Origin of the sequence: Mycobacterium sp. BK086 (assembly GCA_004362315.1) — a bacterium.
In the GTDB taxonomy this organism is placed as follows: Bacteria; Actinomycetota; Actinomycetes; order Mycobacteriales; family Mycobacteriaceae; genus Mycobacterium.
In genome coordinates, this window is record SNWL01000010.1 from 293894 (window position 1) to 318767 (window position 24874).

The 24874-nt window shown below is 62.8% G+C and carries 19 protein-coding genes and 1 pseudogene; 7 read left to right on the top strand and 13 right to left on the bottom strand.

Annotated elements, in window-relative coordinates:
* The first annotated feature begins 1415 nt into the window (after positions 1–1415).
* On the top strand, positions 1416–2468 hold the full coding sequence (locus tag EV580_RS33210) for a TauD/TfdA family dioxygenase (RefSeq protein WP_133697118.1): 1053 nt from the start codon (positions 1416–1418) through the stop codon (positions 2466–2468).
* 26 nt (positions 2469–2494) lie between these two features.
* Here EV580_RS33210 and EV580_RS33215 read toward each other — a convergent pair whose 3' ends face one another.
* The 8 genes from EV580_RS33215 to EV580_RS33255 form a co-directional block, all read right to left on the bottom strand.
* Entirely contained in the window at positions 2495–3319 is an 825-nt protein-coding gene (locus EV580_RS33215) for a hypothetical protein (protein WP_133697119.1), read from the bottom strand.
* Positions 3312–4841, bottom strand: coding sequence for an FHA domain-containing protein (locus EV580_RS33220; RefSeq protein WP_353619877.1), 1530 nt, complete (start codon positions 4839–4841; stop codon positions 3312–3314). The genes EV580_RS33215 and EV580_RS33220 overlap by 8 nt, the downstream gene beginning before the upstream one ends.
* Positions 4838–7405, bottom strand: a complete 2568-nt coding sequence (locus tag EV580_RS33225) for a DUF4407 domain-containing protein (RefSeq protein ID WP_133697123.1) — start codon at positions 7403–7405, stop codon at positions 4838–4840. Before EV580_RS33225 ends, EV580_RS33220 begins: the two co-directional genes overlap by 4 nt.
* 290 nt (positions 7406–7695) lie before the next feature.
* Positions 7696–8613, bottom strand: coding sequence for an FHA domain-containing protein (locus EV580_RS33230; protein ID WP_133697124.1), 918 nt, complete (start codon positions 8611–8613; stop codon positions 7696–7698).
* Between the two features lie 1586 nt (positions 8614–10199).
* On the bottom strand, positions 10200–11315 hold the full coding sequence (locus EV580_RS33240) for a hypothetical protein (RefSeq protein WP_133697127.1): 1116 nt from the start codon (positions 11313–11315) through the stop codon (positions 10200–10202).
* Between the two features lie 290 nt (positions 11316–11605).
* Positions 11606–13741, bottom strand: a complete 2136-nt coding sequence (locus EV580_RS33245) for a S8 family peptidase (protein ID WP_166655004.1) — start codon at positions 13739–13741, stop codon at positions 11606–11608.
* Positions 13742–13856: 115 nt separating this feature from the next.
* Positions 13857–14981, bottom strand: coding sequence for an AAA family ATPase (locus tag EV580_RS33250; RefSeq protein WP_133697131.1), 1125 nt, complete (start codon positions 14979–14981; stop codon positions 13857–13859).
* Positions 14982–14999: 18 nt separating this feature from the next.
* Complete coding sequence (locus tag EV580_RS33255; RefSeq protein WP_133697132.1) at positions 15000–15185, bottom strand: hypothetical protein; 186 nt, start codon at positions 15183–15185, stop codon at positions 15000–15002.
* A gap of 31 nt (positions 15186–15216) precedes the next feature.
* On the opposite strand from EV580_RS33255, the gene EV580_RS33260 reads away from it, so the two are divergent.
* Genes EV580_RS33260 through EV580_RS33275 form a run of 4 tightly spaced genes read left to right on the top strand, consistent with a single transcriptional unit; the run spans position 15217 to position 17952 of the window.
* Positions 15217–15510 (top strand): hypothetical protein, encoded by a 294-nt coding sequence (locus EV580_RS33260; protein WP_133697134.1) that lies wholly within the window; start codon positions 15217–15219, stop codon positions 15508–15510.
* Positions 15507–15998, top strand: coding sequence for a hypothetical protein (locus EV580_RS33265; RefSeq protein WP_133697136.1), 492 nt, complete (start codon positions 15507–15509; stop codon positions 15996–15998). Before EV580_RS33260 ends, EV580_RS33265 begins: the two co-directional genes overlap by 4 nt.
* A complete protein-coding gene (locus EV580_RS33270) occupies positions 15998–16537 on the top strand; it encodes a Mov34/MPN/PAD-1 family protein (protein WP_133697199.1) in 540 nt (179 codons plus the stop codon). The genes EV580_RS33265 and EV580_RS33270 overlap by 1 nt, the downstream gene beginning before the upstream one ends.
* A complete protein-coding gene (locus EV580_RS33275) occupies positions 16537–17952 on the top strand; it encodes a hypothetical protein (RefSeq protein WP_133697138.1) in 1416 nt (471 codons plus the stop codon). The genes EV580_RS33270 and EV580_RS33275 overlap by 1 nt, the downstream gene beginning before the upstream one ends.
* 27 nt (positions 17953–17979) lie before the next feature.
* On the opposite strand, the gene EV580_RS33280 is transcribed toward EV580_RS33275, so the two are convergent.
* The 3 genes from EV580_RS33280 to EV580_RS34015 all read right to left on the bottom strand — a co-directional run bounded on the left by EV580_RS33280 (position 17980) and on the right by EV580_RS34015 (position 19569).
* On the bottom strand, positions 17980–18897 hold the full coding sequence (locus EV580_RS33280) for an ImmA/IrrE family metallo-endopeptidase (RefSeq protein ID WP_133697139.1): 918 nt from the start codon (positions 18895–18897) through the stop codon (positions 17980–17982).
* Complete coding sequence (locus tag EV580_RS33285) at positions 18894–19310, bottom strand: helix-turn-helix domain-containing protein (protein WP_166655005.1); 417 nt, start codon at positions 19308–19310, stop codon at positions 18894–18896. Before EV580_RS33285 ends, EV580_RS33280 begins: the two co-directional genes overlap by 4 nt.
* 61 nt (positions 19311–19371) lie before the next feature.
* Positions 19372–19569 (bottom strand): hypothetical protein, encoded by a 198-nt coding sequence (locus EV580_RS34015; RefSeq protein WP_166655006.1) that lies wholly within the window; start codon positions 19567–19569, stop codon positions 19372–19374.
* Positions 19570–20104: 535 nt separating this feature from the next.
* On the opposite strand from EV580_RS34015, the gene EV580_RS33290 reads away from it, so the two are divergent.
* Together EV580_RS33290 and EV580_RS33295 are read left to right on the top strand one after the other, a co-directional pair.
* Positions 20105–20563 (top strand): MarR family winged helix-turn-helix transcriptional regulator, encoded by a 459-nt coding sequence (locus EV580_RS33290; RefSeq protein ID WP_133697143.1) that lies wholly within the window; start codon positions 20105–20107, stop codon positions 20561–20563.
* Positions 20564–20828: 265 nt separating this feature from the next.
* Positions 20829–21008 (top strand): annotated as a pseudogene (locus tag EV580_RS33295) (acyl-CoA dehydrogenase family protein); the annotation flags it as partial.
* A 15-nt stretch (positions 21009–21023) separates the two neighbouring features.
* On the opposite strand, the gene EV580_RS33300 reads toward EV580_RS33295, so the two are convergent.
* Both EV580_RS33300 and EV580_RS33305 read right to left on the bottom strand, forming a co-directional pair.
* The gene (locus EV580_RS33300; protein WP_133697144.1) at positions 21024–22442 is read right to left on the bottom strand and encodes a wax ester/triacylglycerol synthase family O-acyltransferase; all 1419 of its coding nucleotides are present in this window, start codon (positions 22440–22442) and stop codon (positions 21024–21026) included.
* A gap of 90 nt (positions 22443–22532) precedes the next feature.
* Positions 22533–24044, bottom strand: coding sequence for a sugar transferase (locus EV580_RS33305; protein ID WP_133697146.1), 1512 nt, complete (start codon positions 24042–24044; stop codon positions 22533–22535).
* Positions 24045–24874 lie beyond the last annotated feature (830 nt).

Consider the following 24874-nt stretch of genomic DNA (forward strand, 5'->3'; position numbering starts at 1 on the left):
TCGACACTGGATGTCGTAGTAAGACAACGCGACCGCAGCATCGGTGATGGGGTGACCGCGCAAGAGGCGAGCGGGGGTTCGCCGAACCAACGGGGGAGTCATGAACTTACGTCGAACAGCTACAACTCTTGCGACTCGGCCGCGTGCAGGCGCACCAACCGTGACCGCGATCGCCATCGCTGCCACGCTAATTTGTCCGAACCCGACTGCTAGCGCCGATCCAGACCCTTGGGACGCGGCCACCAAGGGCGCTGTTTGCGCCCTCACGACCACAGCATTTACCGCGGTCGCAGCGACGCTCACCCGTGGCCGGTCGGGCTCGAAATGGCTCATGGCTGCGGCCGGCGGAGGGGCGGGCGGAGCATGCCCAATTGTGTTTGACCGTTGGGCACGTGGCCTACAGGGCAACCTCGACGTCACATCCCCCAAGGGGTTGACGGTTTCGCAGCAGCTGTATCAAAGTCAGCTCGCTGCGGGCCTGCCGATGGATCCACGATCGATAGATCGTCGGGCACAATGCGCCGGCTGGCTGCCCGTATCTTCGGCCTACTACAACATGTGTCTCGACTACGATTTGGACCCACTTTACCGTTAAACCAGGAGGTGGTCGGCGGGTACCGCCGCACGCTGATACGAATAGAGCCACAGCCGCGGCATGTCGTGACTGCGAACTCGCGGGTGACCCACCTTTGCGACGACGTCCCCGGGGAGAGCGGTCGACCGTACGGCGCAATTCAGAGTCATTCGTCGCCCGCCAGGGGATGCACACTGTGAGTTTAGGCAGCGAGCCTTGGCGAAGGATGCATATTCAGCCCTCGGTGGGGTGGGCCGACGCGAATGCTCCAGGCCGACCTCGAGCGCATCACACGTTGCTGATCCCAACCGATGCGTCGCTGCACGTCGGCGGGCCCGACGATCACTGCGCCGTGGTCGAAAACGCACGGATTGGTGCGCTCATCGCCGGACACGTCAATCATGTCCTTACCGCGTGGGGTCGCCTCGCGCGCACGTGGGTTATGCGACGTGAGCGGGTTGGTTGTAATGGATATTTGGTTACCGATCGAGAGTTGAATTGTGTAGCTTGCGGCGGAGCCGCACTCTTCGGTATCACCAAATGGCGTGCATTGCATTGGGTGGCGCCTCAACGGCGTTCGCTAGATGGCCGAGTTTCATCGGATAATTCCATTCGTTAACCAATTTCCTGCGGTGCCGCGAATCGACCAAAATATTCATAGATAATGCAAGTCCAGATCTCACTATTTCGGACCGATCGTCGCTGGTACCAGGGGGGAAGGTCGCTTGTCCAGTCTTAATAATGAGAGTGGCGCGCTCATATTTGATCCTTTCGGCGCGAATAGACCTTATTCAAGAATTGAGGGGCAAGCAGAAAATGCCAATGAAGGGTATCGATCCGAATGTCACTCAACAATACGGAAAAGCGGGTTAAGCTCGCCGAGCAGCTCGGTGTACGCATCTCTGCCCCCAGGACGTCAGCGGAGGCAGCCGTCGCCAACGGCCTTGCCGTGGTCACATTGACCGATAGCGACCGTCTAGTGCTCGAGGGACTGGCCTCGGAGCTGAGGGTCGACGCCGAGCTCGACCCGGCGCAGTTCGTCGAGGCAGCACATGTACTGAGTCGTGGGCTGCCGGCTTCGGTTGTCACCGCCGAGTACCGCCTCGAAGCACTAGGCTCCGCACTGTTGCTTCAGAACATGCCGATCGGCCCCATCGGGCCGACACCGTCGGATCCCCTCAGTGCAGGCACACATCGAACGGTGCTCGCTCGGGCCGCGGCGGTCGTGATGTCCGGTTTAGGTCATTTATGCGCCTTTCGTGGGGAGTGCGATGGACGGCTGATTCAGACGCTGGTACCGGTCAAGCAGGATGCGGCGCATCAAATGTCCACTGGCCGGGTCGATCTGATGGGGCACAGCGAGCAGGCATTCAATCCGACAACGTGCCCGGACTTCGTGGGACTTGCGGGCTTCCGGGGCGACCCGAACGCGGCGACCTTGCTGATGTCGGCACGTACGCTCATCGACGCGCTGCCGTCCCGCACGGTGCGGCTGCTGCACGAACCGGTCTTCTACACCACCGTCGACGCTAGCTTCATCCGCCTCGGCGTTGCCGACGAGCGTCGCGGTCCGATGGCTGTTCTGGCCGGTTCCTACGAAGACCCGGTGATCCGGTTCGACGACGATCTGCAAACAACCGACTCACCTGACCACCGCGACGCACTCGAACAACTGCGCAACGTATGGCGACACGAGCGGCTGGCTGTTGTGCTGGGCCCCGGCGACATGCTGATTATCGACAATTCGAGGATCGTGCACGGCCGTACGGAGTACTACCCGCTCTACGACGGCGGGGACCGGTGGCTGGCGCGGTTGCAGGTGCTCAAGTCCCTCTCGGTGTCGCGGTTCGCTCGGCGCCGTACATCGCCGGTGATCGAACTCAACGGGGTGTAGCCGGTCGCGCATGGACATCGCCTTGGCTAGGACGGCGGCACCAACGCGGCGTGTCCCCGTTCAGCGAGAACCTGGGACACTTCGACGACATCCTCATGGGTCAAGATCCTGTTCTCGGCGAGGCGGCGTAGGAGTTCCATGGGGGAGCCTCGCTCCCATTCCTCAGTGATGATTCGTCGCCATATCTCTCGGTGAACGTCTGAGGGATTGACCTTGAAGTACTTCTTGATATCGGAGACGCTCATTTTCTCGGGGAATGAATAGCCCGCCAAGTACTGGTGGAACTCGTAGGTCAGAGCGTGGCGGTACCTTTCGTTGACCGACAGGTAGCTCTTTAGACGCTTCGAGGCCTCGATCGTCTTTTCGGCTGCTTCGAATCGGCGTTTTTGTGTTTCGTGTGGATCTTGAGCCCGTCGGTCGGCCGTCACCTGATCGACATGAGGCACCGACACGAGCACGACATAATTCGGTGGCGCGACTGCAAGCCGGTAGATATTGCCGGGTGACAAGACATGGCCGCCGGTCTCCCCGGGCAGCAGCGTGATGTCGGCCGCGAGCTCGACAGCCCGATACGTTTCGGCGGATGAGGTTTCTGTGATCGCCGCGATGTGGAGGGGATAGTCGGGATCGAAGTTTTGTACCTGGACGACCCCTGATTCGTCGTAACGCAGCGCCGCGACACTCAGGCTGCGTGACAGTGAGCTGTCCTGCACGCGCGGTACGCCGAAATGATCGATGCCACCCGAAAGGAAAGGCCGGTCGAAATACACTGTCCCGAAGTCCAACGGGAAAGCCGGCACGCCGGTGCTCGGCGGCCTGACGATTGGCACGGGCGCTAGGTCGTTACTCACCGTAAGCCTCCTCAATAATGTCGGCGACAACGACGGTGATGTTGTCCAGCAGAGTGTTTCGCGGTCCGACAGGGTTCTCCAGTGCCAGCCGCACCAGGCCGTCGGCGAGCTCCCGCGGGGTCTTGCGCTGGACCGGCGCAACGCGGAGCTCGGAGGTAACTACGCTGATCGCGCGGGATCCGAGCGCGTCGAGTAGGCCGTCGGTCGTGATCAGGTACCGTTCCCCGGCCACGGCGCGACGCACCCAACGCAGAGGGTTTACGCCAGTGTTGTCGTGGCCGAGGGCGTGAGCCAGAACGGGCGAGTTCGTCGACATCGTCTGTGCGCGAGTCAGGGGTATCACTGAGCCATCAAGTCCGGCAACAAATACCGCGCCGTCGCCGACGTGGATCCCTTCGACCTCGGGCTCGCCGGCACTGCTCGACAATCCGATTACGTCGACCGTGCTTGCCAGCTCACCCGAGCGTTCGTCGCGGCCGACCTGCTGAAGGGTGCTGTGGAGATGCGCGACAAGTTCGGGCAACGGATACGTGGTCAACGCGCCGCCGGTCAATTGATCCCGTAGAACCTGAGCGGTGACCATTCCGCGGGAATCATCGCCGACCGCGTCGGCGACGACAATTCGGCTGGGCCGCACGGCGTACAGATCGTTGTTGTGTCTGCGGTCACCTGCCGACGTCGCACCGGCGGCCCGGAATCGCACTGTTGACAGCGCATTCGTGCCCGGTGCAAGGGCTGTCGCCGACGCGCCGGATGTCTTGCCTCGCCAGGGTTTCTGAGACTGGTGTACGACCAGATAGGTGGCCGCGCCAAACCGTACGCGGTCTCCCTCGGCAACCAGAGTCGGTGGACCCGCGCGCGGCACAGGACGCTCGTTAACGAAAGTACCTGAGTTGCTGCCGTTGTCGTGGACGAGCCACCCGGAGATGCCGCGTTCGAGTATCGCGTGGTCGCGGCTGACGGTCGGGTCGCCGACGACGACATCGCACGAACTGGCACGGCCGACCGTCACGCGTGCGCCTGACAGAGGTATCGGTAGAAAGTAGGTAACGTCCTCTAGCACCAGCGCCAATTCTTGAGCCGGCACGGCCGCGGAGGGTTCGGAGGATCGTGGTGGCACCGCGACGGATGGGACGTGTCCCTGCCGTTGGCCGTCGTGTCCCACGACGTGCGCAGTGCGTCGTTGAGTGTGGATCCTCAGTGGGCCAGGCCATTTTGACACTCCCAGTCGTCTGCCGACTCGACCGCTAAACACGCTTGTTCCGCTTAGCGAACAACGGGCCACCCTCGTCGAATGTCCGCGGAACCGCCGACGTCGTATTGCGGCAGCGATGGTGACGACGATGGCGGCCAACAACAGCAGCCCCAGCGCTGGCGTCCACCACGGCGGCAGCCGCAACCGGCCACTTGGCTGCGTCAGCAGTGCAGCCGCCAATAGAACAAGAGTCATGATTAACACTTCCATCGAGAGGTTTGCGCGATGGGTTGTCCAGGGCGCCGAGCAAGGGTCTGCAGCGGTCATAGATCATGCCGCCAAGTGGGCGATTCGGTGTCGATATGTTGCGGTGTAAGAGTCTGTCCGCCGCCGAGGTGAGGCGCAGGGTCTCCCAGACGATGTGTCGAAGTCTCTGCACCGTCCGGGTAGTGCTGGTCGCCATCCACAGTCCGCGCCAAATCCGCTTGAGCGCCCAGATTTCCAACTGGTAGATCGCAATATCGGGCATCCAGCAGGACGTCTTTGATCTCGGCCATGTTCAGACGCAGCCGTTCGATGAACGCGGATGTGTCGCCGGGCCCGGGATTGCGCTGGGGCGGATCAGCGCATAGCCATTGGGAAATGAGACGGTCGAATGTCTCGGGGACGAGGGTGTACTTCGACAGCCGAGTCGGAGGGGTATGCGCGACGAACTCGGTCAACGCCTTACCGTTGGGCACATTGCCGTGTTGTTCTAGCCCGATGCGTATCGCCTCGCGGCGGTGGGGTGCTTCGCCGACGACCATCCAATACCATGTCGCAGCAAAGGCATACAGATCGGCGTGCAAGAGGTAGCTGCCCCACTCTGGCCGTTGGCGTGTTCGCTGCTCGGGCGGTGAGAAGTAGTTGGTAAAGGTTGGCCGCTCGGTGGCGAGGGCGTCGCGACCGTGGGCAAGCTTGGACAGCCCCCAATCAAAGATTTTCAAGGTGTGCGCCGCATCGTCGTCGACGCCGATGTTGGTGGGCTTGATATCAAGGTGGGTGCGGGGTTCGGGCAGTGTCCAAGCGGCAACAAGACCATTGAACACTTGCTCTGCGAGATCGAACGTTTCGCCCAAAGTCAAAAGAGGCAGCTGTTCAATATACGTCTGCAACGTCCATGGGAACATCTTGGTGACCACCACAACGTCACGGCCGGAGGTGTTCACGTAGTAGATGTGCGCGTGGTTCTCGTGACCGATGCCGACCGGTATGGCGTGCGCCTCAGCCATCGCGGCACGCAACACTGCACCGCCTCTTTCGTTTGCGGCCCAGTAGATCTTGACCGCGAAGTCGAAGTCAAAATCCTCCGCGACGTGGTGTGCCCGAAAGACCGCGGATTCGTCGGACGTGTGGACGCGCTCATCGAGAAAGTACTGACCGGCCACCACACTGCCGACGTCGACAACGCTGGTCTCAGGTTGAGGAGCGGTGATCGGAAATTCTTTGTGGGAAACGGATTCGCCAACGTCAGCAGTGCTTGCCGGCGGCGGAGTTGCGAAATCCGGAGGCGGATAGGCGCCCCGGCGCTTCGATAGCTGAGTGCGTGCCTCGTCCAGATACTCGTCAACCAGCGCGCCCGGATCAGCGTCAGCAGTCATCACCTCTCTGGCCGCGCCGCCGACGGCTGCGAGGGCATGCGAGGCCAACGCTGCCTTCTCCTCGGCGGCCGCCAGGTCAGTGTTTCTGTGCCACTGGGTGATCAGGGATTTTTGCTCACGAGCCGCAAGCCGGTCTTGTGCATCATGTAGCGCTAGGTCGCGGTCGTATTGAATAGACGCGATGGCGCCATAGGTTTGTCGCATGGCCTCCACGCGACCGATGCGTTCATACAGTGTTCGTCCCGACGTCATTTTCAGCAGCGCTGGCATCAAGTCGACCAGCAGCAACGCCCCGGTTAGAAACCACCGCACAAGCTGCAAGCGCGGGTTGTCGGTCAACACGTGCTCGAGGGCTTCTTCGCGGATCAGGAGGCCGCCGTCGTCGCGGATAGTCGCAGCTCTGCGGTCAATCTCGCCGGCGATCAACCGACTTAGCTCGGCCTGGTCCTGCGCGTGCTTCGTGATCGCCGCGGCCAGTATCCCATCAGCGTCGATACGCGCATCGCGCTTTCGGTTGTAAATCCCTTGGGCTGTATAAGCTTCCGGACCGTTGCCGACATCACCCGTTCCGCCGGTGCCATGTAGCTCGGCCTGCCAATCCCCATATGCATTGCTCTCCGCGACGGAGGAATCCTTCTGGTTGATTTGCGCGGCGGTAAGTGCAGCTTCGATCGCCATGCTCTGCTGCACAAACGAAGCCTCTTGAGGCACAGTATCGTTGAGCTGTTTGATTTGGCCGCTATGGATCTTATCGATCTCGTCGGCGATATCGTCGCGAAAGATACCGAGGATGATCGGCTCGGCAATCAACAGCCCGATTACACCCGCCAACAGCAGTCGGCCGCCGAAGTAGCCTATCTTGTTCCACCAATGTCGCGGGCGTTCACCGGGTTCGAGATTCCCGTAGTCGATCGTGGCGGTGATCCACCGATCAATCATGAACACCACGAGCCCCCACGTGGAGCCCACGGCGACGAAATACGCGCGGAAGCCACCGAGCACGGTGGACAACAGCAGTACCATTGCCGCCGCGCCGGCGAGCGCGGTCAGGCACACGATCCCGCCAGCACACGTTAGCCGGGCTCGTTCAGCCCGATTGGTGATCCAGCCGAACTCAGCACCGGCAGCCCATAGGAGAGGGCTCCTCCAGGTCGGTGTCGGCTTCACTGCCGCGGCATGCCCCGAAGGTCCGCGCGCGTCCACCGGCCACGCTTCCCCGGCTGATTGCGGAAGGTCGCGAACTTCATCCACCGCGTAGCTCCCCGACGGTCGGTGATGCCCTCATCTCGATTGCCGCCTGACCGCCGATGACGAGCATCTGTTCTGACACCGTTCGGCCCGTACCGCGGCCTATGGCAGCTGTCGATGGGCGGCGACACGCAGCACCATGGCGCATTGTGACTCCGAGCTGCGCGAGACTATCGATGATTTTCACCGTTGACCCTTCCGTCGATGTGACCCCCAAGTTTGACAGCAATTCCGCGCAGGTCGCCGGGGAAATCAGTGCTCAATATTCAGAATGCGTATACCGTCCCGAACCGCTACCCTTCGGCTCCTTTGCCGGTGTGGATCACTGACCGTAATGCCGTCGAGTGGCGTCCCCAGGCCACCACGTCCCCGTCGTGCAGCTGCCGCCAGCCGCTCACGGCCACGCCGTTGACGGCACAACCGTTGGCGCTGCGGTCCGCTATCCACCAAGCGCCACCGTCATTCCGAACTACGGCGTGGACACGCGACATCCAGGGATCGAGGGCAATCTGTACGTCAGCGTGTCGGGAACGGCCGATTGTGGCTGACGGCGCGACGACGCGGTGGACTCGACCGTCGGTTGCCAATTCAAGGTACTTTCCATGGCCACGGCCGGCGCTGATTGAGATGGATGTGTTGCTAGTGGAGTGTCCGTCGTCACGGCGCGTCGACGGCACGAATGCCCGGCCGGGGACGGCTGGAGCGACCGCCTGCACCCAGCAGGTGCCACGACGCTGCCGGGGAGTCGACTCGATCAGGATCGATGGGGATCCAGAGAAATCCTGTACCGCAGCGAAGCGACGGATGGTTTCGAGGTACTGGTCGGTGAGATACTCCATGATGGCGTCAGTGCCGTAGTGCGCCACTAAGGCGCCGTGGTCGTCATCGTTGAGTCTGACCCGCACGATGCCGGGAGCGTGTGACCACCACTGCTCATGTCGGATCACGCCCGGCAGAGCCTCGACAGCCCGATCGACAACCGTCAGTGGGTCTTTCACCGGGCGCCAGGTCCGCTGTACGCGCACAGCGCTTACCAAGGCGGCCAGTACTGCGCCAAATGCAGCGACTACAAGCGTCGCAACTACGATATCGCGTGCTGATACCTCGACCAGGATCCACAGCACACCGACAGCACTGAGCACGACCCGCGTCGGGCCTGGCCGATTGCGGAAACCGTTGTGCGGCCACAGCCGGAAGCGTGAAAGCGTCATAGGCCCCTCTGAGTGTGCGCGAATGTAGTTCCAGGCAAGCAGCAAATTTCTTCGAGTACTAGGGCAGGCGTCGCTCAAAATTGAGCTTGCCTGTTCCACGGCACGGGGGCGATCCGACGGTTTGGCGCAGCGGTCGTGTGGATCGATCGCTCGGCTGAATTCCCTGGACACGTGAGCCGACGGCTCCTAGGCAAGCTTTTACATCGCCGTGGCGCCCCCTCGCACGCCCGGGACTGAGCCGCCAACGTCTGGGCCCGCCAGCCGTCGACCACCGCAGTGAACACCGTCTCGTCGGCCGGCAGCAACGAGACGTCGTCGCGACGCAGAATCTGCCGGAAGTTCATCAGCCATCCCGGGTCCTAACAGCGAGCCCAGCGGTCATCGAGGACCGTGATCGCCGAGCGGACTCGACTACGAAAGACCCAGCGGTGCATTATAATTCGTCACAGTGACGTATCGATGCCATAGCACCGGATGGGTTCCGGTCGCTGAATCGGCGCCTCGGAGCTATCGGGTCGGGACTGCAACCACACGGACGCCGACGCGACGTCGCAGGTCCATCGTGCTCAAGCCCCGGCGATACCTCGACGGCTATCCAGGCCGGACCACCGCATAATCGGGGCGGCCGGCATACCGCCTGAATTGGTCGAGTAACCAAGGACTGCAGGGGATTTCATAGGATACAAATGGCACTGGTTATTACCGATAACATATCTTATGTCAGGTAAGCGTGAGAGATGCTGTACCCCCGGGTATTTCTCGTCACCATCATCAATTGCAGTATCCCCCTCGACCACGCGCACTGCAGCAGTTGGTTAGAATTGAATGAGACGACGCGCCCCCGGCTGCAGGGTGACGGCTGTCTCTCCGGAGAAGGCGATACCGCGCGAAGGCTGCCTTAGGTGGCTGTCTTGTGCTGAAACGCAGAATAATTCGCGTGCGGAGGGTGAGGTTGCGTCGGCTATGCGCCACCGTCAACAATGCAATGCGCTCTGCTGCAACGGTATTGCCAGATAGACAGAATCGCAAGGGCTCGTAACCCCGAGGCGCGCGCCTCGGGGTTACGCTCAAGTTTGGTCGATTCTTTGATCGTCTGAGTACATCTGGCGAGGACAACTTCTTCGTCGGACCTATTTGGAGGGTCCTTCCGAGAGAGATCATCTTGTCCCTAAGCGACGCACTGGGCGAGGCCATCCTGTTGAATGATCCAGCGACACTTCAGGAAAAGGCCGAAGTGGTCGCCATGGCCAAGTATCACACCACCGCTCTGATTGGGATCTTGCGCTCACATCTAGGCGCTCAGCACGACCGTGAAACGTACAAGCGACGCCTGATCTATGTGATGGTTTCAACAAGCGTATGTCCTGTCGACAAGCCTTTCTCCCGGCACGTCGACCGTAAAGGGACCCGGTCGACGTCGCGCAACCTCATCCTCGGACCCGAGGGAGCATGTCAGGGCTGCCGATTTGACCGAATTGTCGGGACAACAACGGTTTAGGACGGGCACGTCCATCGTCAGGGCTGACCGTGGCGGGTGCTACAGCGCTGCGCCGCCCAGCGATGATAGGCGCCCTTGGTTGGTGGGGTCAGTCGTGCGGGTCGGTTGGCGGCTGGGGTTGGACGCGGTAGGTGCCGATGTTGGTGCCGTTGGCTGCGTTGCCTCGCGGATATGGTTTGACCCGGATTTCCTTGCCGGACCGATCGTGGCGGACGTGTCCTCGAACGTTGTGCAACGGCATTGCCTTGTGGTCCTCGGCGCGGTGCGTCGGTGACGTCGTGGCTGTGACGTCGATGAGGACGGTGCGTTCGTCGGTGCGTGGTGCGGCCGGCACGCGGTACTGACCGGGCCTGACTTCCTCCCGCATAGTATGCGGTTGGTTGAGGTAGGCCAGGATGTCGTAGAGCTGCGTAAAGGCGGCCTGCTGGTGAGAGAGTCGACGGGACCAGAGCTGGTCGGCGAACTCCTCGCGGCCAATGAAAATCCCTGTGGCATCCAACATTACCATGTCGGGCTGGTCGTAGAAGGTGATCTTCTTCTTATCTGAGATGACCAGCGATACCGCCAGGCGGTGGCTCGCCGTGCGAGTGATGTGCGCCCCGACCCGGTAATGCGGGGTGCGCCACTCGATCCACGTATTGTCGAATGGTGGGAGCAACACCGCGCGTACGGGGCGCGGGGCAACGTCGCCTTCGACGGTGAACGGGGTGGCGGACAAAAAGGTTGACCGCAGTCCGGCCAGGCGTTGGATGGTCGCGGTCTCGGAGCCTTCGCGGGGTGTGAACTTGGGCGCTAGTTTGGCGGGCTTGGTGCCGGCTTCGACGATAGCGAGGACCGGAAATAGGTCCGGATCCGTTTGGGTGGTAGATGGTTGGAGATGCGGTGTCGCTACGACTGTCGGGGTGGGTCGGGTCTCGGCAGGGCGGGCTTCGGGTAGCCGACCTGCGTGGACTCGATCGTGCAGGTGTTTGGCCTGCGAGTGCAGGTCCCGGTCTAATCTGCTGGTCAGTTCGGTGGGGCGCAGCTCGTCGAGCATGGCGTCCAGGCGCCTGGCATATTCGTTGGACAGGCGACCACCGCGGTCGACGATGGCGCGCATCCCGTCGAGCGAAATTTTCAATTGCTCGTGGCGGGTCATGAGGACGAGGTGCCGCGTCGGCTGGTGTGGGCGTCGGGGCGATTTCCTCGCGTCGGCGTCCGCCATCACTCGGATCCCTCCTGGCGGCACCCGGCGTGCGGCCCGCTCACAGTTTACGAGCCGGTGACCGGCCCATGGCTACCGTCGAACAAGAAAACTATTGTGAAGGCGCAGCAGGGTGTCGATCGCTCGCGCAGCGCGTTCTGCTGAGTTTCAGCAAGTACGTCCTAGCGACAAGCCTCTCCCCCGGCGTCTCGGACCGCACAGGGGACCCGGTCCGCATCAGCATCGCTTAGCTGGTCGCGCCGTCGCCGCACCGCAGCGGTTCGACACTGTGCGAGCCAGATTCGGTTCCATCACGTCCGCACCCGCAGCCGTCCAACGTCGATGGCCAAAGCACTCGGATAGCGCAGCGCGGCGACCGCGGCCAGGCCATCGTTGTGAACGGGGAGCGTTTCGTCGGGGCTCTCGAGCGTGACGATCACGAAGACCCGCTGCGTCAGCGGCTCGATTGTGCTGTCACGGGCCGTGAGCCGTAGCTTCAGTGCCCAGTCACCATAGGCATCAACACCGCCCCATTTCTTGCGGTATGTCTTGATCGGGCTCCACTTTCCCCGATCGATGAGATCCTTTTCCCAGCTTTGACTGTCACCCATCTTGCCCTTGAAGGTCTCTTTGCCGTTCTTCATAGTGTATCGGCCGAAAGAGGACTCCACGCACGTTCGGGTGCATTCTTCGCCGAACGCGGGATCGATCACCGGAGCATATGAAATCGTCAGCGCCACTGTTGCTTTCATCTTTCCGGCAGCGTCGATCAAACACTCCGGCAGCGGAAACGGCCGCTTCTCCCAGTTGACCCCGCTGACCAGTTCGACTTCGTGGATCGAGGTGAAGGCATTGGGCCGATCGAACAAGACGACTGACTCGCCGTGCGGGCGTCCGGCGCCGTAGTAGGGGCGCTGTTCATCGGAAATCGCCATATTCGCGACCGTCGCGCTATGCACGACAAGCCCTTTGACTAGTTCGGGGGCAATGGACTCAACAGCGCCACCGACGAGCAGGTCCGACCAGATGTTCGCCGCGATCGAGCTGACGATTGGAGTCGCAAAGCTGGTACCTACCATCTCGAGTTTGAAATCGCCCGGGCCCAGAGACTGCACACCGTAGCCGGAGAGTTGCTCGGATTCGTCGAAATCGCCTGACCAGTAGGTGACTTCGGGCTTCTGTTGCCCGCCGAAGCTGGGTCCGCGCCGACTGTAGGACGCCACCGCGCCGCGAGGCGTCAGGCCGCCGAGGTGTGACAGTGATCCGACGGTGAGACTGCGCACCGCTTCAGCGGGGACGGCGAGCCCGTCCTCCTTCCCGGGGGAGCCGTCGGGCGGCCATGTCCGTCGTAGCCCCGGAAAGTTGCCCGCTGACTGCACAAATAGGACGCCATGTGTGTCGGAGAGGAGGTCCAATTCCTGGCTCAGGGTGCCGTAGGCGATCGGATCCATGTGTTCTTCGTTGTTAAAGGAGCAGTTCCAGATTCGGGGACCGGTCGGTCCGGATTCATTGAGCACTTCGGTTATCCGGTCGATGAGGACATCTTCGCTGACCTTCCCTGCCGGCAGGACCTGCGCATCGAAGAGCAGGGCCGGGTCGAGCGGAAAGTCCTCGCTGTCATCGTTGAGCTGGCGACTGGCGACAACCAGACCGCCAACGAACGTCCCGTGGGTCGTGTCGCTGTCAGGCGGAACCTCATAGGCCCAGCGGCGCCGGATCCAGGCATCGAGTGCCCCGTGTTCGATACCGCTATCGAGGATGCCGACCATCGCATCGATATCGACGGGGTCGGGTACCTGCACCTCGCCAGGGCCGGCGACCACCCGAAATGATTGCGGGCCAACGGGTGCTGGTGCGTTGTAGGCCGGTGCCAGCACTGCGCTGCGGATGCCGATGAGCGTTTGCAGCGACTGCACGGTCGCGTCGTCGGTCACTTGTAGATACAGGGCGGTCCGGGTTCTGCTGCCCGCTGTGGACATCACCGGCAGGCCGACCAGTTCCAAGTACTGACCCAGTGTCTGGCCGTCCTGCCACAATGATTGCAGGGACAGCCAGGGAAAAAGCTCAACCCTCAACGGTGTGGAGTGTGCTCGGGCAGCATCTAACAGGCTCTGCGCCGACGAAAACTCCGCCGACGCCGCAGCGTCAGATACCGGGTCGAAGACGCGAAACGACTCGAATGTCGAGATGGCAAAGGTATCCCGCTTGCTGGTGCGGGTGGCGATGAGTTCGGCGAGCGCATTGGTGTTTTCGGGTGTGGCTCGGCTGATCATCTCGCCGCGGGCGCCACCAGCCACCGGCATCAGATCGGCATCGGCCAGGAACTCGTAGGGCCGGTTGGACTTTGCCAATGCTTCGTCGCGCACCCGGATCGCGACCGGAGTCCCCTGAACAGCTCCGGGCCGGTCAGCCGCCGCGATCTGCCGCACCGAGGACAGCTGTGTCACCAGGCCAGACCGCAGCTGCCGATCGACGGTCACTATCGGCGCGGGAGTCTTGCCGCCACCCTTTTTGCGGGCGTACTCGCCCCGCTGCGCGGGTAAGACGATGATGGGTTCCAGATCAGGCATCGGCGGTCACCTTCCCGATGGCTTTTGATACCTGGCGGGTGCTGACACCGAAGCTCTCGCTGAGAGCTCGTACGGTGAACACGTCCGGGGCCCATTCCCTGAGCGCTGCGATTTCCGACGCACCATCTTTGAACTTCTCGTAGGAGTCGAACCAGAGCACTCGCGCCAGCCTGCGCAGCATCGTGGGCAGTGGCAGCATGTCGACTCCCTGTTTCACAGCCACTCGCCACATATCGTTTGCCGCCGATGTGATTGCCGAACCGGACAGCCCCTCGGACAGATCGACAAGTCGACTGAGGTCGGTATCGGCAGAAGCGAGCTGGGCCAACGTATTTCGCCAAATCAGCGTGCGCTCGGCGGCGCCGGGCAGGTCGACCTTCAGGGTGTAGTCAAATCGCCGCCACACCGCGCTATCCAGCAGCTGGGGATGATTGGTCGCGGCCACCAGGATCGTCGAGGGATCCATGGCGTCGATATTCTGCAACAGCGAGATGACCACGCGCTGCAGCTCACCAATCTCGTGAGAATCCCCACGGTTTTTGGCCAGCGCATCGAACTCGTCCAGGAATAACACACATGGCATTGACGCATTGAAGTCGAACACGGTGCGCAGGTTGCGGCTGGTCTGTCCGAGCAGCGACGACATCAGCGCGTCGCTGCGGCTCAGCACCAGGGGCAAGCGCAGATCTTTGGCGATGCGCGCAGCAATACTGGTCTTGCCGGTACCCGGCGGCCCGTAGATCAGCAGTCGATTAGATGCCGCTACGCCCTTGGCTGCCCACGTGTCATACATCTGCACCGACTCGAGGAAGTCGCCGAGGCGATCGCGTACATACGGGTGCAGCACGAGCTCGTCGACGGGCAGTTGCTCTGCCGGGGTCACGTCCACGATCGCGAGCATGTTCTCGACGTCGACCGGCGCCTTGGCCACACTCGACGACGCGCCGATGGCGGGTCCGGGCATTTTCGCCAGCACGGCGCGGACCGCGCGTGCCTGCCTCAATTCGCAGTCGCCCTCAAGCTTGGCTGCCAGCAGCTCTCCGTAGGAGTGCGCCTTGCGTGTGTCATGCATCAACGCCGCGTCCAGGATCTTCACGACCTCCGACAGATGCTCCACGACCCTCCAACTCGATAGCTACGTCATTGCTGTTTCGGAAAGCGGCGCACTTGTCCCGGAATATTTATCAAACCAGGCGAATTCACCGAATACCGTCACGATATCAGTCAGATCTGTCTCACGGATAGACCAGCTGCTTGATCTCCAAGCACCGCTTGCTTTTTCTTCAAGCAGCGCGTAGCTTTCAAGCAGAGCGCGATCCACCTTCGGATCGCGTCTGAGATGAGGAGGACCCATGACCATCGCCAACGACCGCGCCGATCGAGGCAACGCGCACGATCATCACGACTGGCTCGAACTGCGCATCTTCGCGCCCCGCGACCCGGAGGAACGAACCTTCGTCTTCGACAGCACCACCGTCGTTGGCGAAGCGGCCCGCGAGGTCGCAACGGCGTTCGGCTACGCCGAGGGAAACCACACCTTTCAGAATCGCCAGGACGACGTGCTGGATCGAACGACGACGCTGGCCCACGCCCACGTCCACGATGGTGAGCTGCTCGAACTCATCGATGTCGGGGGCGGGGTATGACGGTGACGGACCCGCGCGTCGCGCGGGCGGTCATCGACGCGGAGATGGCGGCCGTAGCGGCGTGGGCTGCTCGTAACGGGTGGGACGTCCGGATCGACATCGACGGTGGCGTCGAGGGTCCGGTGCTGCAAGCCCGAACGGCCCATCCAGTAACCCACGTGCCGATTGTGTTCTACGCCGAATTGCACGATTACCCGGTGCTGCCGCCGGCATGGACCTGTCGCGACGCAGCCGGTGCCGTGAGCGCGGCGGCCTTTCCCCTGGCGGGAACGCGGCCGGGACTGAGCGGCTCGATCTTCCACGGCGCGCTGGTGCTCTGCGCCCCGTGGAACAGGCTGGCGTACGGCGCCCACGGCGGCCCCCACGCCGACTGGACGGATCTGACCGCTTGGAAGTCCATCGGCGGCGTGACCCAGGCGCACACCCTGGCCGACATGCTGGCCTCGATCGCGGTGCACCTGTCCGCCAGTCCGGGAACAGTCTCGTGATGCCGGTGCACCGGCGCACCCCGCTGCCGACCGCACCGGCGCGCGGCAAGCTGTTGGTCGCCGAACAAGTGCTCTCCCCTACCCTGGCTGCGCTGCGCGCGAGCTCCGGGCCCGACGGCCAGCACGAAGGTCTGGTGCTCTGGCTAGGCAGGACCGTCGAAACCACCACGGTGGTAATCGCACTAGTTTGCCCGCCGGCACGCACCGGGCGCGACTTCGTCCTACTCGACGAGCGCGCGGTTGCCGCCGCCTCCCGCGCCGCGCGCGGCTGCGGACTCGGCGTGGTCGCTCAAGTGCATAGTCACCCTGGCCGGGACACGCGCCATTCCGATGGCGATGACCAGCTAGTCCTGATGCCGTTCGAGGGAATGTTCTCCCTGGTGGTGGCGTCCTATGGCAGTGGCTCGATAGAGCCCGGCCGCGGCGCGGGTCTGCACCAGTACCAGGATCGGCGCTGGGTGCGCATCACCGACGACCAGACCATGGTGGTGGTCCCCGCAGCGCTGGCCGTGGCGGCCTCCGCCGGGAGAGGCCACTGATGACTCCCGAGCAGATCACGCAGTTCTACTTCGCGCGCGACGCCCGAACCGTCAGCTACGGCAGCATTGCCGAATCCCTTTGCGCCGAAGTGGTCCTCGTCATCGGTGCCGCCGCCGCCGCGCGCCCCGGTCAAGTCGCGCTGCTGGCAGTGGTCAACATGATGGCGCGCACCCACCGCTACTTCAGTATCGAGGTGCCGCCACTGCCGCTGGTCGCGTCATCACTCACCACCGCCACCTCGATCGCAGAGGCCGTCGGACAGACCGTTCTGGCCGCCAACCCTGCGGCCAGAGTCGTTGTCAACGGGAGGCGCATCGATACCAATGACATCACCGACCCACCTCGGCGCCAGGTATCGGCGGCAATCGGCGCCGATGTGACTGGGGATTTCGACATGTGGCTGGGCTGGGCCGGTGGGCTCGGACTCCTGACGACACACCCCATCCCCACCACCGATGCGGACTCCGGCGTCCTCGGGGCTGCCACCGCAGCGTGCATGGCCGCCGGAGGCCTGTTCCAGCGCAGTCACGGTCATCCCGTCCTGCCGGGCGCAGTCAACCTCGTCGAACGCAGGAGTGCGAGCGGCGAGGATGTCGCGACGGCGGCGATCGGTTCGGGCACTGACGGTCTCGGTACCAGCAGCATCACCGGCCCGATCGACGCAGGCGATGTGGCTGTCGTCGGCGCTGGCGCCGTCGCACACTCGTTGGGCTGGTGGACAAGGGAATTCGGGCACGCCGGGTCGTGGAGCGTGATCGACGGCGACGACGCCGAATTGTCCAACGCCAACCGGTGTATGGCGATGAGCGCCGCGGACGCCGGGTGGCCTGGAGGGCTGCCGGGTCCGCCGGCCCGGACAAAAGCCGACGTGCTCGCCGACTTCCTGCACGCCGAACCGGTACCGACGTGGTTCGACACGCAGATTCCGGCGGTGCGCCCAGACCTTGTCCTGGTCCTCGCCAACGAACGCGGAGTGCGGGCGCACGCAGCCGCCCTGGGAGAACCCGTTCTCCTGCACGCCACCACATCCTCATCCTGGACCGCCGAGTTGCACCGCCACCTACCCACAGCTGACGACTGTCCAGCCTGTCGGATTCCTGCGGCCGCAACACCGGCCTTCGCCTGCGCCACAGGGCCCGTCGGCCCCGCACCCGACTCCGGTGATGCCGCACTGCCCTTTCTGTCCGCAGCGGCCGGTCTGATGCTGACCGTCGCGCTGTTCCAGCTGTCCCCGGATCAGGCACTGATCACGGGTCGCCACAACCACTGGCGATTGAGTTTTGAACGCGGCGTGAGCCTGCGTCCCTCGGTGCACGCGCCGAGCTGCCCACACACCCTGCCGACCGCGGCCCGCCGCACTCTGCACGCGGCGCAGCCGCGCAGGCATGACCACCTCGACCCTGCCTATCGCTGACTCATCCCGTGCCCGGCCGTTGTCCGATCAGCGGGGCCGGTGCAGGACCTGCACATGCGGGCGGTGCAGCGCGAGCCGAGGACGGGGCCGCAGCAGCACGAAATGCAATCGCAGCGTGGCACATTCAGCCAGGAAGGTGACTGCGCCCCGCTTGGTGTCGAGAGCGATCTCGGTCTGTGTTTCATCCAGACCGGTCTGAGCGGTCACGGCGTGCGCGGCAAACCGGTAGTCGGTCAGCGTCACATGCTCTCCGAACAGATCCGTCACCTGTCCGTAGCGATCCCGGAAGGACTCCGATTCCACGCACTGCGTGTCGAACACTTCTAGACCTGGCCGGCCACCCCGATACTTCGTTATCTTTCCCAACACCAGCAGTGCGACAGGCCGCGACGCGTGCGCGACATAGTGCCGCATCGCCGCATGGCCCGAGGTGGCGAACCGCGTACTCAACTCCAGCGGCACCGCGAGAGACACCGCACGGCTATCGGTCATCTGGGTGAAGCGATCCACCCCGAATAGCAATTCCGCAGCGAATGCGTTGGCCTCCCGCTCCAGCTCGGCACGGCTGCGGGGATCCAGTGTCGCATCGTCGTCTAGGTAATACGCTCCCTGATGCCAAGGCATTGCCTTGTGCCCCAGTTCATGCCCGTGGGTGAAGCGACGCCGGTGATGCGGCAGTTCGGGGTCCAGATAAATGACGTCGTGGCCAAAGCCCAACGCGCCCAACACCCGTGACGGCGCCGACCGAATTTTCCGCAATAACGCCGCGTAACGCGGCGGGACATCGTCGCCCGCAAGATATAGATCCTGGGCCGGATGCAGGCCGATCGCCGCTTCCACGTCCGCGAGAGGAACGGGTAGGGTGTCCGCGGCGCCTGCAAGACTCAGCGCGCCCCGGGCACACTTGCGCACGTCCTGTAGCGACGGCACCATGAGTGCACTCATGATCTGTTCTTCTTCCGTGATTTTAAGAACTCGAGGTAATCGCGGAGCAGCTCCTGATCTTGCTCGTCAAGCTCCTGCAGTGCGCGCAGCGGAACGCCGGCGACCGTCTGTGGCGCCACGGTGACTTCGCTGGCGCTCTTGGGTATTCGATGACCCGCGCGCGTCATCAAGTCCGCATAATCGATGTCGTACACGTTCGCCAAGTGGTACAGCACACTGGGAGAAGGCTTTTCGACGCTGCCCGACTCAATCTGACTCAGATAGCCGTTGCTGACCGACTTATCGGTCGCCGCCTCGACATCACGAAGCGTCATGTTCAACAGGCCGCGGATCTGGCGCAGGTATGCTCCCAGCGAGGCGTCAGATGACGTTCTCGCTGCAGTAGTCTGATGCGAAGAGCTTTTTGCTGCCATCATTACAGTCTCGCCGCTCGCGCTCAGTATGGCAAGCAATGCGTACTTTGGGGCGCAGATTTTACTGTGGCGATGCCGCCTCACGAAGTCGCAGCCGTGTTCCGTGGCCTTTGGCGATGAAGGTTCGTGAATCACACCCACGCGTCAAGCTGATGCGCTCGTGCTCACCGACTAGCTCCAGCACCGCATCTTCATAGGCGATCAACGCCTGCTCCATCCCGGGGCGCGGCCAAAGAAACACATAGAACCTCAGCTTCACCGTTCCAAGAGTGCCACGCCGCAGTGCTGCATCAGACCAGCTTTGCGGCATGGTCGATGACCAACTTCGCCCTCAGCATCGGTGCCCTTCTCGCGTTGCAACCGCTCACCATTACGGAAATGACAACTTCACTGAGACGAATGAGACCAACGCCGTCTCAGTGAACTTGGCACTTTCGCAGCTCGCGGATGACAACTTCACTGAGACCGGACATTCTTTTTCTTCTTGTCGTTGTCCGGTCTCAGTGAAGTTGTCATTTTTCGCAGTGAAATATCCATCAAATGGATTCTGGGCGGTTCCAGTGCCGAGTGTGGACGACACTGTCTGCCTCGGTGGAGAACACCCGGGTTTGGATGAGCGACGGCGTGGTCGGTGAAGTTGCCTTGCCGTCCAACAATCAGACTGGGACCGGACACTGGTTGCCCGCCGCCGAACCAATCGGCTACAGCCGTTCCTGTCACAAGTTGTTTGAGTGCAGGTACGAAAACCGCGCATACCGCGGTCGACGGGCACCGACAGGTTAGACTAGCGAACTATGGTTGAGGTCGAATCGCAGGTTACCCACCTGTCTGATGACCTGCAACGGGTGCTCGTGAAGGTGTTTTCGGTCTTGCGTCGCGCCGACACCAAGTCCAATAACGCCGGCGCGGACCTCACGCTCGCGCAGGTGTCGATCCTGATGACCCTGCTCGACCGGGGTCCGATCCGGATGACCGAGCTTGCCGCATGCGAGCGGGTGCGCACCCCCACCACCACCGTGGCGATCCGTCGCCTGGAGAAGCTGGGTCTGGTCAAGCGCTCGCGGGATCCCTCCGACCTGCGCGCCGTTCTCGTCGAGGTCACCCCTCAAGGACGGGTGCAAAACCGCGAGGCGCTGGCCGTGCGGAGGGCGAATCTGTCGGCCCTGCTGTCGAAGTTGACCGACGAGGAGCGGGACACTTTAGTCACCGCGCTTCGGCCGCTGGAGCGGTTGGCCGAGCAGGCCGAGAACTAGGGCGTGTCTGACAAATGGGTTAGCCAGATTGTGATTGCCCGCAGGACCGCGGCGCGCCGGTAGTCGATGGCCCGGTGCTGGAACTTCTCTCGCCCCGATAAACATCTGTTAGGCCGGTGCATCTCGAGCGCGGCGGAAGCGCTCAAGCCCGATCTGTGTGCGGCGCTGCCGCGGTCCGTCTTCGCGATCGACGGCCGCCAAACTATGGGTCAGGTCAAACTGTCACCTGATCGTGCAGCAGACCCAATTGTCAGACACGCCCTTAGGTGCCGACGATGGCGCGTTCGAGTCGTTACGCACATGGAATGCAAGCATGGCCGACGCGAGGTGGGCAGCCCCGTCATGGCCACAAGCCTACGGCTGCCGCGGCGCGACCGTGCTCGAACAGCTCGTCTACGCCGAGGAACTGGCCCGCGCTCGCGCCCCCGTGCCGCTCAACGTAATCGTGGGCCGACCTACATCAGCGCACCACGCCCACCGCTGTTTCGAGTTCGGCCAGGCACCGCTCGGTCAGCGGCACCACCGACTCGATGTCGGGCATCACGTCGGGGCCCGTCAGATAACTGAAACTAATGCGGTCGGCGTACGAGCACACCGTCACGTTCAGTGTCAGGCTGTCGTAGACCATCCCCACCGGATAGATCTCCTCGACATGCGCTCCGTTCCAATACATTTCGGTCCGTGGGCCCGGAACACTCGAGATCGGAAGGTTGTATCCGGGGCGCACCTTCGGCGCAAACCGCACCTTCAGTAACAACACAGTCAGGGCTTGGGTCGGCACGAGCAGCAACAACGATGCTCCCGACCCGCGGCTGGCCACCTGCTGCTTTCCTTCTGACATCGACCGGTGGATCAGATCCAGCCGTTCGGCGGGGTCTTCCAGGTCGGTGCCCAGCGTGCACGGCCAGAGACCAAACTTGTTGCCGTGCCCGTCGTCCGGCCCGTGCTCACGGTCACGGTCACGCAGGGTGATCGGGCAAATGGCCACCAGCGACCGTTCGGGGAGTTCCCCGTGGTCGAGCAGCCAGCTCCGCAACACCCCGGCGATCACCGCGACGACGACGTCGTTGCCGGTCACTGCTACCTCCTCTTGCACGGCGCGGATACGGTTCTTCGACAAGCTGGCGGCCGCGACGGTGCGCTCGTGGCCGAGTCGGCCATTGAACGGGGTGTAAGGAGCGCCCATAGGCGGAATGGTCGTGTCTGTCGTCATGCCGGCAAGCAGGTTGGATACCTCGCCGGTGACAACTTTCTCGACCAGCGCGGCGCTCGACGTCGCGGCACGCACCAGCGATCGCAGCATCGTGAACGGATTCGGTAACCTCCCGTGCGCCGACGTGACCCGCGCGGTGGGTTCGTCGTGCTGGGCTGTATGAAGCGGCGGCATAGACCGGCGTGTCGGGTCGGCGCTCAGCGCGTCGGTGATCATCTGGAAACCGGCGACGCCATCCATGACGGAGTGGTGCACCTTCACGTAGAAGGCGAAGCGGCCATTGTCGAGACCATCGATCAGGTAACACATCCACATCGGGCGAGAGGGGTCGAGGCGCTCGGGGTACAGCTCACCAATCAGCCGCCAGAATTCGTCTCGGCCGGTGCCAGGCGGCAGTGTCCTGCGCTGGACATGCTGGCTGATGTCGAGGTTGTCAGCATCACGCCAGACCCAGATGCCCCCGGTGCCCAAGCCGCGATGGGGATATCGGCGAAGCCGCGGGTCGATTGGGTCCGTTGCGGCGAGCGTCTCCCGATACAGTTCGTCGACGTACCCTGGCCCCGCATCCTCGGGGGGCGACAGGATCAGCACGGCGGCCGTGTGCTGCGGGTGGCTCAGCGGCTCCACGGTAATCATCGCCGCTGCCAGCGGATCCAACTTGTCCATGGGTCCAGACTCCAATTTGCAATAGAGCGCCCCCGACGCACCTTGAGGTCAGTAACCCCACATGGTCGCGGCGTCCGCGCCAATATTTCATTATCGGTGTACGGCGGCCCTAAGGCGGGAGGGGGTCGCGCTGCGAAGCACGGTTAAGACCGTCAGCGCCAGGATCTTGAAATCCAATCCAAGGGACCAGTTCTCGACGTAGTAGTTGTCCCACTCGGCGCGGTCGGCGATGGAAGTTTCGCCTCGCAGCCCATGGACCTGTGCCCATCCGGTCAGTCCGGCCTTGACCCGGTGGCGTTCGCCGTAGCGCTGGATCTGTATTTCGAACAGATCGACGAACTCAGGCCGCTCTGGCTGCGGGCCCACCAGGCTCATCTGGCCCTTGATCACGTTGATGAGTTGTGGCAATTCATCCAGTGCCGTAGCTCGAAGGATCTTGCCGACCATTGTTCGCTGGCGCGGTCCCTCGACACCTGTCGGCGCGCTGCCACGATCGGGAGCGAAGGTTTCGGCGGCATCTGCGGTCTGCATGGTCCGAAATTTCAGGCGCTCAAAAATCTGCGCATCCCGCCCAACCCGCTGTTGGCGGAGGAATACGGGCCCCGGCGAACTAACCTTGACCACCATCATGAGAGCCAGGAACAGCGGCGAAATGACGAGCAGCCCAACGCTAGCCAGTACTCGATCACCAAGGTGTTTGACGGCGAAGTCCCCACCACGGGGATTGGTATGGGGAATCGCGAGCAGCGGCAGACCGCCCACATGATCGACGCGTGCTCGCTCCCCGACTACATCGAACATCCGAGGAACCACCCACACCCGCAAATCATGGTGATGGGCGACGCGAATGATGGGCGTTAGGAGCTCGTCGGGCACCCGTGAAAAGGCGATGATGACCGCCTCAGCACCGGTGTTGTGGATCGCTTCTTCAATGGAGTCTGGTGAGCCGAGTCTCGGGACGTCGAGGGCGGACAGGCCGTCGGATCCGTTCCACGGTCGGTCTACCGACAACAGGCCGACCGGTGCGAGTCCATAGTCTGGGGACTTCGTGAGGCGGTCGACGATTTGGTGTGCAACACGCCCGTTTCCGATGATTAGTGTTGGGGCCAGCAGACGACGCTTTTGACGCAGGCGGCGTTGGGCGATCGCTCCGATCGACCGCAGCGTCAGCATCATTGCTGTTGCGCACATCCATACCTTGGAGACCAGCAGGCTCGGCTGACCGGGCACTGCGGCGAGAAACATGGCGGTGAGCGTGAAGATCGCCGCCAGCGACACCGCCGTGGTCACCGGACCGATTTCGTTGACGAACCTGCGGTCTAGACCGTGGCGATACCCCGACCGCAGGGCCAGAATCACGATCATAAGCGGCACGAACAACGCCACTATCCAGACTGGCGCCGTATTGGCTTGGACTCGGTAGGCCCACCGGACGCCGAGGATCACCGCGGCGGTGGCTACCACGGCATCGGCCGACACCAGCAGGATCGTGCGCAGCGGCTCGGTGCGAAGGGCAACTGCAAAGGTGCTATCGACCGGTGCGAAGTCCAGCAGTACGCAATCGTCTGCGGTCTTCTGGGCGGACGTGTTCGTTGTCGCCATCGGTCGCTCAATCACCTTGTTGCTTCATCAACAGAGGATAGTGGAAGTACCCGTCAGCCACCCTCAAATGACCCAAGCATATTTGCTGTCCGAGGATTCCGTGCTTCGCGTACACGAAATATTCGATGTCTATCGGTGCAGCAAGAGCACGTACCGGACGACGAAGTTCCCGCCGCAACAGAAGACCCCGATACGGGCGGCTACGTACCTCGTGGCACCGGTGCCCGGCCGGCCGGGATGGCGATTCCCAGATGCGAGCATGACAATGCGATGTTCGCCGTCTTCAGAATGGCCGGCATCGATCCACCTATCGGATGTTCCGCGATGTGTACCGTCGCCGAACAATGTGCGTCCGAACACACTTGGCGACCATTGGGGCCGCTGACCCTCTTGCGGACACAGCGCAGCATCGGTTCCCGTCGCGCCGTTGGCGCCCCTACGACAACGCGCGCCTGCCCGAGATCGGAGGGCACGGCACCGCTATCGACGAGGGTTGCTCAGCGGGTACATGGACCGATTACTGACTGCTGCCGAACATGACACCGCGGCATTGGAGTAGTTCGTCAAGGTGGCCTGGCTTGTCGACACACCGATTCGGCTGCTTCGTCCTTCGATGATGTGGCGTGCCATCTCGGCCAGACGACGCAGGCAAAAACGAGGCGTTGCTCGCGTGGGCTGAAGGCACGAGGTTCGCGTTCCGGGTCGACGGCGCATGCAAGCGCTCCGGAGTTTCACGCCTGGGTCGAGGACTACCACTTCGATTCGGACGGTCCCTGCACCTTGTTGAGTGTCGGCATCGGCAGCAAGCCGCGACGTGCCTTCAGGCTGGC

Bases quoted from the DNA above. Each gene is read 5' to 3' on its own strand.
- EV580_RS33285 (WP_166655005.1), bottom strand. From the start codon at position 19,310: ATGGCAGCAAAAAGCTCTTCGCATCAGACTACTGCAGCGAGAACGTCA.
- EV580_RS33210 (WP_133697118.1), top strand. From the start codon at position 1,416: ATGTCACTCAACAATACGGAAAAGCGGGTTAAGCTCGCCGAGCAGCTC.
- EV580_RS33305 (WP_133697146.1), bottom strand. From the start codon at position 24,044: ATGGCGACAACGAACACGTCCGCCCAGAAGACCGCAGACGATTGCGTA.
- EV580_RS33275 (WP_133697138.1), top strand. From the start codon at position 16,537: ATGACTCCCGAGCAGATCACGCAGTTCTACTTCGCGCGCGACGCCCGA.
- EV580_RS33260 (WP_133697134.1), top strand. From the start codon at position 15,217: ATGACCATCGCCAACGACCGCGCCGATCGAGGCAACGCGCACGATCAT.
- EV580_RS33280 (WP_133697139.1), bottom strand. From the start codon at position 18,897: ATGAGTGCACTCATGGTGCCGTCGCTACAGGACGTGCGCAAGTGTGCC.
- EV580_RS33270 (WP_133697199.1), top strand. From the start codon at position 15,998: ATGCCGGTGCACCGGCGCACCCCGCTGCCGACCGCACCGGCGCGCGGC.
- EV580_RS33290 (WP_133697143.1), top strand. From the start codon at position 20,105: ATGGTTGAGGTCGAATCGCAGGTTACCCACCTGTCTGATGACCTGCAA.
- EV580_RS33220 (WP_353619877.1), bottom strand. From the start codon at position 4,841: ATGACCGCTGCAGACCCTTGCTCGGCGCCCTGGACAACCCATCGCGCA.
- EV580_RS33240 (WP_133697127.1), bottom strand. From the start codon at position 11,315: ATGGCGGACGCCGACGCGAGGAAATCGCCCCGACGCCCACACCAGCCG.
- EV580_RS33265 (WP_133697136.1), top strand. From the start codon at position 15,507: ATGACGGTGACGGACCCGCGCGTCGCGCGGGCGGTCATCGACGCGGAG.
- EV580_RS33300 (WP_133697144.1), bottom strand. From the start codon at position 22,442: ATGGACAAGTTGGATCCGCTGGCAGCGGCGATGATTACCGTGGAGCCG.
- EV580_RS33230 (WP_133697124.1), bottom strand. From the start codon at position 8,613: ATGACGCTTTCACGCTTCCGGCTGTGGCCGCACAACGGTTTCCGCAAT.